Genomic DNA, 12781 nt, shown 5'->3' on the forward strand with positions numbered 1-12781 from the left:
TACGTGCTTGGATGCGCCAATGTTTACTATTAAACACCTGCTTTTAATTGTTATTGTACTTTTTACGCAATGCATAAGTGCAGCACAACCGTCTGTTTTACTGGCTAAAGTATATGACGAAACGAAGCATTATGATGTAAGTAAATATTTAGTCAGTGAAAAATATGATGGCGTAAGAGCTATCTGGACCGGCACGCAGTTTGTCACTCGTAAGGGTAATATTATCAATGCGCCAAGTTGGTTTACAGTGCCATTGCCAAATGTATGGCTTGATGGTGAGCTGTGGACTAAACGTGAGCACTTTTCTGCGCTTAGTGGCATAGTCAGAACTAAAAAACCTAATAATCATGATTGGCAAACTATTACTTATAAAGTATTTGATATGCCAGATAAAAATCTGCCTTTTAGCACTCGCTATAAAAACTATAATGAGCTTATTACTAGCCTAAACTCGCCGCACATTAGTGCTGTAGTTCAATATAGCTTTACAAATAATGAGCAACTTACAGAGTATTTTGAGAACATAACTAAGCAGGGCGGCGAGGGCGTAATGCTTCATTTGGCCAGCGCGAAGCACAGCAATGGAAGAAGTAATGCATTACTAAAATTAAAACCTTATTTAGATGCAGAAGCGGTTGTAATTGCGCACTTACCAGGCAAAGGTAAATATCAAGGTATGTTAGGGGCATTAAGGGTAAAAACAGCGCAGGGGCAGGTATTTTCTATTGGTACTGGGTTTAATGATGCACAGCGCTCCATACCACCGGAGATTGGTAGTACTGTAACGTACCGATTTCATGGCTTAACAAAAAATGGGTTACCGCGTTTTGCCAGTTTTTTACGGGCCAGAGATAGTTTATAACATTTATAAATTTTACAAAGTGTGCTAAATTGCGCGGCCTTTTTGGTAATGTGTGGTGAAGTATGTTTGTAGGTTTTGATTACGGTAGTTCTAATTGTGCTATGGGTGTAATGAGCGAGGGTAATGTTCAATTAGTACCGCTAGAGCAAGGAAAACATTACTTACCGTCTACACTTTACACTCATCACAGCGCGTTGGTTGTTGATTTTGTTGCTAAGCATTTACATGGCACAGCCCATGAGCATGACTTTTTAACGCAGCGCCAAGCATTATTAAATACCTTACCTCGTATTAAGTCAGACCTTGATTTACAACCTTCAGATGAAACCCTATTTATTGGTCGTGAAGCGATTAGCGAGTACGTGCAGTTTCCTGAAGAAGGCTATTTTGTTAAGTCTCCTAAATCATTTTTTGGTGCAACAGGTTTAAAGCAAGGTCAAATTAACTTTTTTGAAGATATCGCAACCGCGATGATCTTAAAAATTAAGCAACGTGCTGAGCTCTCTTTAGGTAAAACACTTACACAAACAGTGATTGGTCGCCCAGTAAACTTTCAAGCTGTGGGTGGTGAGCAATCAAATCAACAAGCGGTCGGTATTTTAGAGCGTGCTGCTAAACGTGCTGGTTTTAAAGACGTAGAGTTTTTATATGAGCCACTTGCTGCGGGTATCGATTACGAGAGTGATTTAACTCAGGATCAAAAAGTACTCGTTATTGATATTGGTGGTGGTACAAGTGACTGCTCATTTGTACAAATGGGCCCAAGCTTTAGAGGAAATAGCCAGCGCGATAGCGATTTTTTATCTCACAGTGGTAAACGTGTTGGCGGAAACGATTTAGATATTGCTTTGAGCTTTCATGGTTTAATGCCGTTATTGGGTTTAGGTAGTACGTTTAAATCGGGTTTGCCTTTGCCTAATCAAGCGTTTTGGCAAGCGTGTAAAATTAACGATGTAAACTTACAAAGCCAATTTTATAGTGAAAGCCATACCCGAGAGCTAAACGCACAATTACGTGATGTAAGTGCACCTGAGCTTTATAAACGTTTAATACATTTACAGCAAAACAAGCAAGGCCATCAGTTAGTGCAACAAGGTGAAGCGGCTAAAATAGCACTTTCGTCTGCTAGTGTGTTTGATTGTGATTTAAGTTTTTTAGATAGTGGGCTGAATAAAAATGTATCTGTAAGAGATTTAGCTGTTGCCGTTGAGAGTAGTATTAGCCAAATAGTTACTTTAGCAAAACAAGCAATCAGCGACGCTGCGACCACGCCAGACATTATTTACTTAACAGGCGGTAGTGCACAGTCACCATTGATTAAAGCGGCTTTAAGTGAGCACTTAGGCGATATAAAGATGGTTAACGGGGATCACTTTGGTAGTGTAACCGCTGGCCTGACTAAATGGGCCAGCATGCTTTATAAATAACCTAGATTACAATTGAGGTTTAAAGATCTATTTGTCGGGTTGCGAGGTATTTTTCGTAATCTGGCAATGTGCGTTCAAGCTCTACGTCCATAAGCGGTGAGCTTAATAACATATCTGCACTCACTTCATTACACGCCACCGGAATATTCCAAACAGCTGCTAAACGCAGCAGCGCTTTAACATCAGGGTCATGAGGCTGTGATGCTAATGGGTCCCAAAAAAATATTAAAACATGTATCTCATGTTCTGCTATTTTAGCGCCAAGTTGTTGATCGCCGCCCATAGGACCACTTAAAAGCTGAACTACATCAAGCCCCGTAGTTTTTTGAATTAAATGCCCCGTAGTACCTGTGCCATATAAAGTGTGCTTACTTAGTATTTCTTTGTGCTTTTCACACCATAATTTTAGTGCTGCTTTTTTACCATCGTGTGCCACTAAAGCAATATTTTTTTGTGCGGGAAGAGATTGTGTTTTTTGTTCCATGCTAATTCTTTTTATTGATGAACCTAAACTCGGAAGAATAAATCTCTTAACCAAAGTGCAGGTTAGTTAAAATAATAGATTGATAGCAAGGGCAATAAATACAATGCCAGTGATCCTATCAATCCAAAGTTGGCTATTTGGGTTACGTCTAAAAAACTGTGCAATTTTGTCGCCAAAATAAATATACGTGCAGTCAATCGGAAAAGCAAAAAGAGGGTAAAGTAAGCCAAAAAATGCGAGCTGAAAAGTAGCCGATGAAAGCGTTGGATCTACAAATTGTGGAATAAATGCAATAAAGAATAATGCTACTTTAGGGTTTAATACTTCAGTCATCATGGCCTGAAACATGACATTACTTTTTTTACTGGTACTTATATGCGGTTTATCGGTTTGCTTGTCATCAGATGTCGGCTCTGGCTGCTTTAGCGTGCCTTTAATCATCATAAACCCTAAGTAGCATAAGTATGCTGCGCCTGCATATTGCACTGCGGCATAGGCACTAGGGGAAGCTTTCAGTACTGCGCTTAGGCCTACAACAGCAAATAGCGTATGAACAACCCCACCTAATGCAAAACCAAAAGCACTTTGCATACCAGCACTTCGACCATTAGCAAATGTTTGCGCCATCAAAAATGCATTTGATGGCCCAGGCGCTACTGCCATTAAAAAACTGGCTAATAAAAATGAGACTAGAAAGTCAGGATTGATCATTGAGTACTTTTAGCCGGGTGTAAAGTATGTGCTTTTTTGCTCATTAAAATAAGCCAAAGCGGAACTAGCAATAATAAGTGAAAAGCAATCAACCACGGTGTGCTTAGCCCTAAATATTGGGTTAAAACAACAAGTATACTCGCGCCACTCATTTGCATAGCACCGAGTAATGCAGAGGCTGTGCCTGCTTGTTTAGGAAAGCTAGACAGAGACATTCCTGCAGCAGAGCCTAAACTTAAAGCAAACCCTAATGCAGCAATTAAGATAGGTAGCATAAGCGAAAATGCTGTTTCTATATGACTCAAGGCTAGCATTAAAATGCCTGAGAAAACCAGTACACTCACACCGACACGCAAAGCACGTTGGCTATTTCGTTTAATGTAGGTAGGTAAAATAAAACTTGCGACAATACTTATTACGGCATTTAACGTAAACCAAAAAGTAAAGTCGGCTACGGTGCCGCCTAAATGTGTAATAAGCCAGCCTGGTGCGAGCGTTACATACACTAATATGGCTGACATTGAGACCATACAAATTAGGCTATTAAACAAAAATACCGGTGTTTTAATAATCGGTGTAAAGCGACGTAAATCTAAAATATGCCCCTGATAATGACTATCAGCAGGACGAGTTTCTCTAAAAAAGAATAGGGTAACAATAAGGCCCAAAATAGCAAACGCGGTTAAAAACATAAAGTTCATACGCCAGCCAAACTGTACGGTAAGCCAAGCCCCTAAAATAGGTGCCATTGCCGGAATAAAGCACACAATCCCGTTAAGGTAGGTAATCATTTGTCCGCTTCGTTCACTGCCATATTTATCACGCACTATCGCAAATGCGACAACAAATGTGGCACACGCTCCAAATCCCTGAAAAGCACGTGCTATTAGTAATATCTCAAAAGAAGGCGAGTAGTATGCGAGTAATGCAGAGCTTGCATATAAACTAATGCCCACTATAGCCACTGGCTTTCGGCCAAATTTATCAGCTAAAGGACCTGCAATTAATTGGCCTAAACCCACTGTAAGCATAAAAATAGCAACGGTTTGCTGTACTTGTTGTTCAGTAACTGCAAATTGTTCTGCAATAGTAGGGAAAGCAGGTAGGTAAATATCGATTGCCATAGGGCAAAATATAACGAGTAACGCTAAGATAAGTAACAAAGTCATATTAGGTTTAGCGGGCTGTGTTTGCATTGAGTCTCCTTTTGTCGAGTATTTTAGGTGGGCACTCATAAAAAAGAAAGGGCTTATGACCCCTGCATAGGTCGTCATTCTTACTTTTTGATTGGATTAAGCGAAAAAGCCAGCATAAATGCACTTTTTAAAACTGGTCTGATGTGTTAATTTTAAAAAAGTAACTGTTGATGGAAAATAATAATGAGTAATAAATCTGCACTTGTACAAACATGGCATAAATTTAAGCGCCTACCTTTTGGGAATTGGCTTTTTACTAAAGCTGTTTGCTTTAAAGCGCCATATTTTGGTTCGATGAAACCTTACGTACTCGATTTGAGAGAGGGCCATTGTAGTGCGGTGGTTAAAAACCGCCGAAGCGTTCATAATCATATTGGAACTATTCATGCTATTGCGCAGTGTAACTTAGCTGAATTGTGTGCAGGTGTAATGGTTGATGCAACAGTGCCAGTTAAAACGCATCGTTGGATCCCAAAAGGGATGACAGTTAGGTATTTGGCTAAAGTAGATACAGATGTACGAGCAGTCGCTGAAATTGATTTACCACATGAGTGGATTGATAAAGAAGACTTAGTAGTACCGGTTAAACTGTATAATACCCGCAATGAGCTTGTTTTCACTGCAGATATTACTATGTACATTACTGAGAAAAATTAATTTACGTAAAGCTAATTTGACTTAGCTTTTATCAGCGGCTTGTTTATTTACAAATGATAAGTCGCTGCCATCTTCTTTCAATAATGCTTTAACTTCTTTTGCGGGTTTTAGTTCTTTCGAAATTAGTTCCGGCTCTTCTTTTTCAAAGCGTTGCTTTAAACTGCCTTCAATTACTGCGCCTGCATCAATACTCAATGTATCGTGAAATACATCGCCATGAACATGAGCGCCACTTTGTACTTTTACTTCACTGGCATTAATTGACCCAATAACTTTACCTTTAACAATAACGCTTTTAGCTTCAACAATACCTTCAACAACTCCCGCTGAGCCAATAACTAAATGCTCCACTTTTATGTCACCATCAATACGGCCATCAAGCTGTACTTCACCTTGGCTAACTAAAGTGCCTGTAAGGCGTACGTCTTCAGAAATAATAGACGGTGTGTGATTCACTCTTTTTAAATTAGAGCTAACTGTTTTTTGTTTTTTTCTACCAAACACGAGAAAGCGCCTTTGTTATTTTTAGAGGATTGACTTGTTTACCATTAAGTAATACTTCGTAGTGTAAATGCGTGCCTGTGCTTCGGCCGGTGCTGCCCATTAGGCCGATCACATCATGTTTAGTGATTGATTGACCTTTCTTTACTTTAATTTTATTTAAGTGTCCAAATCGAGTCACTAAGCCATTTTTATGTTCAAGCTCAATAAAGTTACCATAACCACCATTACGACCGGCACGAAGAACTACAGCGTCTGCTGGGGCGAATATTTCGGTTTTATGCCAACCGGCTAAATCAATTCCTTTATGAAAGGCGTGATTACTATTCATAGGATCTTTTCTAAGGCCAAAATTACTCGAAATATAGTATTTAGCTTTAGCTAAAGGCAGGGTGTTTGGTAGCTCAGTTAAAAAGTTTTCTAAATTATTTAATATTAATAACTTATCAACGATGACTAAAAAGTGGCTCGGAATTTTTGTTTCGTTAAATATATCAAGTGGCCCACCTTGTGCAGTTGTCTGGGCGCTTAATATTAGGTGTTGCTCAAGCGCAGACTCAATTCCTGCGCCTTTGACCATAGCTAAAATAGCTTGGTGACGTTCACTAATTTGGTTATCTAAATAGGTAAAGCTTTGCTCATAATGATTATTTAAGTTGGCCACTCTTGTTGCGAATGTAATTGGAGCGATTAACTGTGCTTGTTTACCTTTTTGATTTTCATCGACTAATGGTTCATGAAATTCATTGCCATTTTCATTAATAGGTACATCAAGTTCTGTATCAAGCTTAATAACATCTTTGCTAATTGAAGCAGGAAGGGATTCTATCATACTTTGCAGTAGCGCCTGCTTTTGCTCAAGTATTGCAAGTTGCTCTAACTGCGTTGCTTGAAGGGCTTGTTGCTCACTGACTTTTTGTTGCCACAGCGTTTGCTCGGTTATTTGATTTTGTTTTATGTCAGAGATTTTATTTGTTTGTGTATAAACACGAAAGCTTGAAATACTCAGCCAAGTAAAAGTGACTAAAATAAGCAACGCTACAAGAAGTTGAAACCAAGAGGCTAAAACAACATGCTTAACTTCGCCATTTTGACGAATAAGTAGCTGACGAGCAGGGAAAAATTTATGATAAAAAGACTTTATAAATACTGACATGGCATATAAACACTGGCTATTAACCGAATTAAGATAGCAATTTGAGTTAAAAAAGCTAGAAAAAAATTGTAACTGTTCAAAAATTAATAAAAAAGGGCTGCTTTTAGTAAGCAGCCCTTTTAATAAATTTTTTAATATGCGTATTATTTTGCCGGCAGTACAGTACTCTCTACAGAGCCAAAACCTATACGTGCATAGCCTTCTTTTTCACACCAGCCACGCATAATAACGTTATCGCCATCTTCTAAAAAGCTACGTTGTTCGCCATTACTTAGCGTGATTTTTTCTTTACCGCCACGAGAAAGTTCAAGTAAAGAACCCGCTTCTTCATGTGTTGGGCCCGATTGCGTACCCGAACCCAGCATATCACCCGGCATAAAGTTACACCCGTTAACTGTGTGGTGAGTTACCATTTGAGCTACAGTCCAGTAAGAGTGCTTAAAGCTAGAGGTAGATATGCGGGTAGGAGAGTGCCCTTCGCTACGCATTTTTTCGGTTTGAATTTTTACATCCATTTGAATATCAAATGCGCCTTGCTCGCGATTAGCGGCAGACTCTAGATATTCCATAGGTTGTGGATCGTTTTCATCACGGGTCCAACTTGTTCTGTACGGTGCGAGTGCTTCTGTTGTAACAATCCAAGGAGACACTGTTGATGCAAAGTTTTTCGCTAAAAACGGACCTAATGGTTGGTATTCCCAAGCTTGTAAGTCACGGGCCGACCAGTCGTTAAACACACAAAAGCCAAATACATGATTTTCTGCATTTTCGATTGCAATTGCATCGCCAAGCGCATTGCCTTTACCTAAGTAAATGCCAAGCTCTAGCTCGTAATCAAGGCGTTTACATGGGCCGAATGAGGGTACATCAGCATCAGGTGCTTTAGTTTGTCCTTTAGGACGGTGAAATGTTTGCCCAGACACATCAATAGATGAAGAACGACCATGATAACCAATTGGTACCCATTTATAGTTAGGTAGTAATGGGTTATCAGGGCGAAATAAACTACCTACTGCTGTTGCATGATAAATAGAAGTGTAAAAATCGGTGTAGTCACCGATACGACAAGGCAAAGAATACTCTATATCAGACTGTGCAACCAATGTATCGCTAAGCGCTTGTTGGTGCTCAGAGCCTGCTCTTAGTGCTTTTGAAAGCGCTAAACGAAGAGCTGACCAATACTGCTTCCCTAAACCCATAAATGTATTTAAGGTTGCTTCACTTGCTGCATCAGCGGCTGTTTTAGCGTCACCTGTTAAAACGTTTAATTTACTTAGTTTTGCTAAATCGATTACTTGGTCACCAATTGCAACACCACCACGAAAGGCCTCATCAGACCCTTTACGACGAAATTCTGCAAACGGTAAGTTTTGAATCGGGAAGTCGCAATTATCAACATTAGCTGATTCTACCCAGCTGGTTAAATTAATATCGTGGGTTTCGTTAATTAGGCTCATTACATTTCCTTTGGATTTTACTGTATGGCGACAAGGTATAGTTTATTTAATCATACTTGTACTTGGCGCCATACTTTTTAAATATTAAAACGACAAAAAGCAGCGAAGTTCGCTGCTTTTAATTTACTCAAATATTTTATAAAACGCCGCGACGCTCTTGGTCACGTTCGATTGATTCAAATAATGCTTGGAAGTTACCTTCACCAAAGCCACCATCATCAACGCGTTGGATCATTTCTATAAAGATTGGACCAAATAAGTTTTTAGAGAAAATTTGTAATAAATAACAATTTTCACTTTGGCTATCTACGAGTATCTGATGCTCACGAATTTTTTCTTTATCTTCAGCAACCCAAGGTACACGGTCAAAAATAGTATCGTAGTACTCTGGGATAATATCTAAAGTGGCAATTGTTGATTTATCAAGCTTATCAAGAGAGCTTACTAAGTCATCTGTTAAAAACGCTAAATGTTGAACGCCTGGGCCGTTGTACTCACCAAGGTATTCATCAATTTGGTTGTTATCGTTACCTTTACCTTCGTTTATTGGAATAGAGAAGGTGCCACAAGGGGACTTAAGTGCATACGAAATAAGCGCTGTTTTTTGACCTTTAATGTCAAAGTAGCGTACTTCAGTAAAACCAAATACGTCTTTATAAAAGTTAGCCCATTTTTCCATGGTGCCTTTATAAACGTTATTGGTTAAATGATCGATTCGGATAAAGCCTTTATCTTCTACAACATTTTGCGTTTCTAAGTCTTCAAAATCACTTTCGTAAATAGTGCCTTTGTCGCCAAATTGTTCAATAAAGTAAATTAGGCTGTCGCCAATACCATAGATCGCAGGGTAAGGCATATTTTTATGCGTTGAGTCGGTCGCTGGTTTTGCACCACGTTCTACAGCTGTTTCAAATGCTTTTTGCGCATTCTCAACACGCCAACCCATTGAACAAATAGCAGGGCCATGGCTTTTAGCAAATTCTGCAGAAAAACCTTCACGCTCGTTATTCAGTAAAAAGTGAATATCGTTTTGGTTGTAATAAACAATGTCTTTACCTTTGAATTTTTTAAGCTTAGAGAAGCCAAAATCAGTAAATACTTTATCCATATAATCAGCATCAGGTGTTGCGTACTCGGTAAACTCAATACCGACTAAACCCAAATAGTTATTTACTTCACTCATTATTATTACTCCCGCAATTAAGCACTGCGATTATGTGTTGTTGTCATATTGCAGTAGATAATCAACCAGATTTTTAATTTGGGGAAGAGGGGGGCGCTATTTAGTATGTAGTGCATGTGTAAATTTTATAGGACGGTTATTATAAAGTTACGTGTTTGTAATACAGTTAAGTAAAATGAAGTTATATGGTATAAATTCAAGTGGGAGCATTTGTTTTTAAGTCATTGTATTTAAATACTAAAAAGGAGGTTTAACCTGCGCTAAACCTCCTCTTACAATTAATAAGTAAAAGCCTTTTTGTATGTAATTGTTTACACTTTAAGAGCCGTTACCAAAGAACTTGTTCCGTTGTTCTATCCACATGTTAGTTTTAATTGCTGGAGCTGCTTGGTAATGGCGCTCAATGGTTTGATTTAGCACTCGCGTCGGTTGCTCAAAAGACAGCTTTTGTTGTGCGCCGCCCATACTTTTAATTTCATCTCTGGTCATAGCACGTCCTGCATAAAGCAGCGAATTTAAGTACCCTGGTACTGTTTCATAATTGTTATCTGTAAAAAGCAATACAGATTGATTGAGTGCCCAGCGACTATCGATTTCGCCATCCTCTTTTACGCCAGCAAGTTCTCCATCTATATAAACTTCAAACACCCCGTTGGTTGGTGCTGTATAAAATACAAAAGCTATACGATGCCAAGAGTCAGGTTGTGTATTGCCAAAATAGCCGCTATCGCTAGTTGCTTGTCCATAGCCGCCGCTTGGGTCAATAAACATATCGGCATCATCATTAAGATAATCAGTTGTATTGGCTTGCATAATTGCACGGTAAATATCTTTACCTTCTGCGGGCCAGTATAAATCCATTACCAAGGTGTAGTCAGACACCATTCCTTCATTTGCAAAGTCACCATTTGCTGGTGTGTTTAAATCAATAAGTAAGCCTTCTGTTGGAGCGTGGCGAGAAAACGCCATAACACCTGAAGGACCATCACTTAAATCATCAATATTTAATTGAGTAGTGGTGCTATATTGTGTCTCTGCAGTGCCCCAATTTGTTTCATCTGGATCAAAGTAGCTAAGTACCGAAGGTCCAAAATCAGCTGCTAACGGGTTGTTAGTATCGTCAAAGTTCCATACGGTTACATTTGCTAAGTTGTTACATGAATAAAGTTCGGTGTCAGTGTCAAGGTGTAGGCACTGACTTGTTCTAGCACGTGCATATTTATCAAGTAGCCACCAAGCTTCAGCTATTGGTTCTACGTTTGAGAATGTAACACTATTAAAAAATAAATCAGGATTCAAAGCTGCTCCTTTAAATAGTGCAACTTCGTAATTATTAGTGGGTTGTATATCTTCAGGTTTAAGTAAAAACCAATCTGGTTGACTTGCAAACATCGTTGTTAAGTCGCTTCCCGATACTGTTACTTTATAAATAGAGTTAAACCCTGGCGTATTTGATGGCTGCCTTTCTACGTAAAAAGCTTTATGGAAGTCTTCTTGAGTCAGTGTGCCGGGTGTCCAGCGCTTTTGTACTAGTTCAGGATTAAGTAATGCTGCGCTAATTGTGCTTGAATGTTTTGCGGCTAAGGCGGTAATTTCGGCTAGCTGCGCATCAGTTGGATAGTTTTCAGAAATAGCGATTTCCGTTTCTGCATCGGGAGCATAACGCCCCATTATCTCATCTATAGCTAGTTTTGTTGCCTCATCGCGTTCATCAATTGTATCGGTTTCAATCGTTTTGTAATCAACAACTGGGGATGATTTATCAGCTAAATTAAAATTAAGCGTTAAGTCCGTAATACCTTTAGCGTAAAAGTCCGGTTGTAAAACAATAGCGCCGTTATCAAGGGTTGTGTAGCTTTCCCCACCGTGTGTATGGCCGCCAAGTACTAAGTCTATACCGGGTACGTTTGTTGCCATATCAGTATCTTGGCCTACACCTAAGTGGCTCAACATAATCATGTAATCTACATCATCACTGTATTGGTTTACGATGCTTTGTGCGATTTGTTGCCATTGCCAGCTCATTTTAAATTGTTTAATAAAATCAGGGATCGGATCATCTTGAATTGGTTCATCTAGCTCATTCCATGGCACTGAGGTCATGCCAAAGACACCAAGTGTAATACACCCTACTTGTACTTTTGCAAATCCTACGCCTGCAAAATCTTGTAGTTGCTCTGCTTCATAACGAGTATTACTAGCAAGTACAATTGCATTCTCGTCTTGGGAATAACTTAGTAATTTTTCAGGGCCCCAAGCATAATCATGATTTCCAACGACTCGCAGGTCAAACTGCATTGCTTTTATAGCTTCTTCTGTCGCGGTACCTTGTGATAATTGCTCAGCAACGGTGCCTTTTTCATAGTCGTCACCACCGTTTGTAAATAAGGTGTGCGGGGTTTGGCTTGCTACTTGGTTGTAGTAGGCTTTGATCCGGCTGAAATATTGCTCTTCATAGCCAAAGCGAGCATGTAAATCTGCAACGTGAACAAACCTTACCGATTGCTCTGTTGCATTAGCGTCGCAAGTTGGGCCGATATTTGCGAAAGCTTCATTGCGCTGCATTTGTATTGCATATGTGCCCAGTGTTGTTACTTGAGCGCTAACAAACCCATCTAAAACTATTGAATTTGTAACAGTATCCCAATTAGCGCCCGATAGTTTTGCGATAAACAGTTGTCCGCCTAATGCATAGTCATCAGGGATTTTTATTGTAATGGTAATAGGTTTTTCAAGAGTAAGCGTGGAGGGCGTAAGCGCATGTAAATCAGAAATTATATTTTGTTGTATATTCGTCTCATCTAATAATGTTTTCTCGTAGGTAAGCTCTACATCACTAGAAATAGCGCTGGAAGGTGCATTAAATATAAAATTGCCTTCGTCTAATGTAGCCTCTAAACCATTAGCGCTTGATAGTGTTAATTTGCTAGGTTCAGGCTCAACAGGATCGTTTGGATTAACCGTCACTTCATCACCGCTACCACAGGCAGTTAGAATAAAGCTAAGAAATATAAATATAATAACACGTGATATCGTTAACGATTGCATCTACGGATGTCCCTGAGTCTATTCAATAACCAATCAGGATATAATATCAGTTAACGGGGGCAGGGCAAAGTTGAATAAAAAATTCCCCCATAGAAGCTA

At 39.3% G+C, this 12781-nt stretch carries 11 protein-coding genes; 3 read left to right on the forward strand and 8 right to left on the reverse strand.

Annotated features, from left to right (window positions below):
• The first annotated feature begins 19 nt into the window (after window positions 1-19).
• Window positions 20-862 (forward strand): DNA ligase, encoded by an 843-nt coding sequence (locus H5117_RS01015; protein WP_182735975.1) that lies wholly within the window; start codon window positions 20-22, stop codon window positions 860-862.
• A 62-nt stretch (window positions 863-924) separates the two neighbouring features.
• The gene (gene yegD / locus H5117_RS01020; RefSeq protein WP_024595669.1) at window positions 925-2289 is read left to right on the forward strand and encodes a molecular chaperone; all 1365 of its coding nucleotides are present in this window, start codon (window positions 925-927) and stop codon (window positions 2287-2289) included.
• Between the two features lie 19 nt (window positions 2290-2308).
• Here the strand turns inward: yegD and H5117_RS01025 are convergent, their stop codons facing one another.
• From H5117_RS01025 to H5117_RS01035, 3 genes are all read right to left on the reverse strand, one after another.
• Window positions 2309-2773 (reverse strand): methylglyoxal synthase, encoded by a 465-nt coding sequence (locus H5117_RS01025; RefSeq protein WP_002958191.1) that lies wholly within the window; start codon window positions 2771-2773, stop codon window positions 2309-2311.
• Window positions 2774-2839: 66 nt separating this feature from the next.
• On the reverse strand, window positions 2840-3484 hold the full coding sequence (locus tag H5117_RS01030) for a LysE family translocator (RefSeq protein ID WP_024595670.1): 645 nt from the start codon (window positions 3482-3484) through the stop codon (window positions 2840-2842).
• Window positions 3481-4680, reverse strand: coding sequence for a multidrug effflux MFS transporter (locus H5117_RS01035; RefSeq protein WP_182735976.1), 1200 nt, complete (start codon window positions 4678-4680; stop codon window positions 3481-3483). Before H5117_RS01035 ends, H5117_RS01030 begins: the two co-directional genes overlap by 4 nt.
• A 183-nt stretch (window positions 4681-4863) precedes the next feature.
• Between H5117_RS01035 and H5117_RS01040 the strand changes: the two genes are divergently transcribed.
• The gene (locus tag H5117_RS01040; RefSeq protein WP_182735977.1) at window positions 4864-5337 is read left to right on the forward strand and encodes a hotdog fold domain-containing protein; all 474 of its coding nucleotides are present in this window, start codon (window positions 4864-4866) and stop codon (window positions 5335-5337) included.
• A gap of 21 nt (window positions 5338-5358) precedes the next feature.
• On the opposite strand, the gene H5117_RS01045 is transcribed toward H5117_RS01040, so the two are convergent.
• From H5117_RS01045 to H5117_RS01065, 5 genes are all read right to left on the reverse strand, one after another.
• A complete protein-coding gene (locus H5117_RS01045) occupies window positions 5359-5841 on the reverse strand; it encodes a polymer-forming cytoskeletal protein (RefSeq protein ID WP_002958196.1) in 483 nt (160 codons plus the stop codon).
• Window positions 5831-6994 carry a M23 family metallopeptidase gene (locus tag H5117_RS01050; RefSeq protein ID WP_182735978.1) on the reverse strand — a complete coding sequence of 388 codons (1164 nt, stop codon included), beginning with the start codon at window positions 6992-6994 and terminating at the stop codon, window positions 5831-5833. Before H5117_RS01050 ends, H5117_RS01045 begins: the two co-directional genes overlap by 11 nt.
• A 143-nt stretch (window positions 6995-7137) precedes the next feature.
• Entirely contained in the window at window positions 7138-8451 is a 1314-nt protein-coding gene (gene fahA / locus H5117_RS01055) for a fumarylacetoacetase (protein WP_182735979.1), read from the reverse strand.
• 136 nt (window positions 8452-8587) lie between these two features.
• Window positions 8588-9634 carry a 4-hydroxyphenylpyruvate dioxygenase gene (hppD, locus tag H5117_RS01060; RefSeq protein ID WP_002958202.1) on the reverse strand — a complete coding sequence of 349 codons (1047 nt, stop codon included), beginning with the start codon at window positions 9632-9634 and terminating at the stop codon, window positions 8588-8590.
• 318 nt (window positions 9635-9952) lie between these two features.
• On the reverse strand, window positions 9953-12682 hold the full coding sequence (locus H5117_RS01065; RefSeq protein ID WP_182735980.1) for a metallophosphoesterase: 2730 nt from the start codon (window positions 12680-12682) through the stop codon (window positions 9953-9955).
• Window positions 12683-12781 lie beyond the last annotated feature (99 nt).

Origin of the sequence: Pseudoalteromonas sp. SG45-1, from assembly GCF_014164135.1 — a bacterium.
In the GTDB taxonomy this organism is placed as follows: Bacteria; Pseudomonadota; Gammaproteobacteria; order Enterobacterales; family Alteromonadaceae; genus Pseudoalteromonas; species Pseudoalteromonas distincta.

Coding starts and splice junctions, on each gene's coding strand:
- H5117_RS01035 (WP_182735976.1), bottom strand. CDS start 4,680: ATGCAAACACAGCCCGCTAAACCTAATATGACTTTGTTACTTATCTTA.
- H5117_RS01040 (WP_182735977.1), top strand. CDS start 4,864: ATGAGTAATAAATCTGCACTTGTACAAACATGGCATAAATTTAAGCGC.
- hppD (WP_002958202.1), bottom strand. CDS start 9,634: ATGAGTGAAGTAAATAACTATTTGGGTTTAGTCGGTATTGAGTTTACC.
- H5117_RS01025 (WP_002958191.1), bottom strand. CDS start 2,773: ATGGAACAAAAAACACAATCTCTTCCCGCACAAAAAAATATTGCTTTA.
- yegD (WP_024595669.1), top strand. CDS start 925: ATGTTTGTAGGTTTTGATTACGGTAGTTCTAATTGTGCTATGGGTGTA.
- fahA (WP_182735979.1), bottom strand. CDS start 8,451: ATGAGCCTAATTAACGAAACCCACGATATTAATTTAACCAGCTGGGTA.
- H5117_RS01030 (WP_024595670.1), bottom strand. CDS start 3,484: ATGATCAATCCTGACTTTCTAGTCTCATTTTTATTAGCCAGTTTTTTA.
- H5117_RS01065 (WP_182735980.1), bottom strand. CDS start 12,682: ATGCAATCGTTAACGATATCACGTGTTATTATATTTATATTTCTTAGC.
- H5117_RS01015 (WP_182735975.1), top strand. CDS start 20: ATGTTTACTATTAAACACCTGCTTTTAATTGTTATTGTACTTTTTACG.
- H5117_RS01050 (WP_182735978.1), bottom strand. CDS start 6,994: ATGTCAGTATTTATAAAGTCTTTTTATCATAAATTTTTCCCTGCTCGT.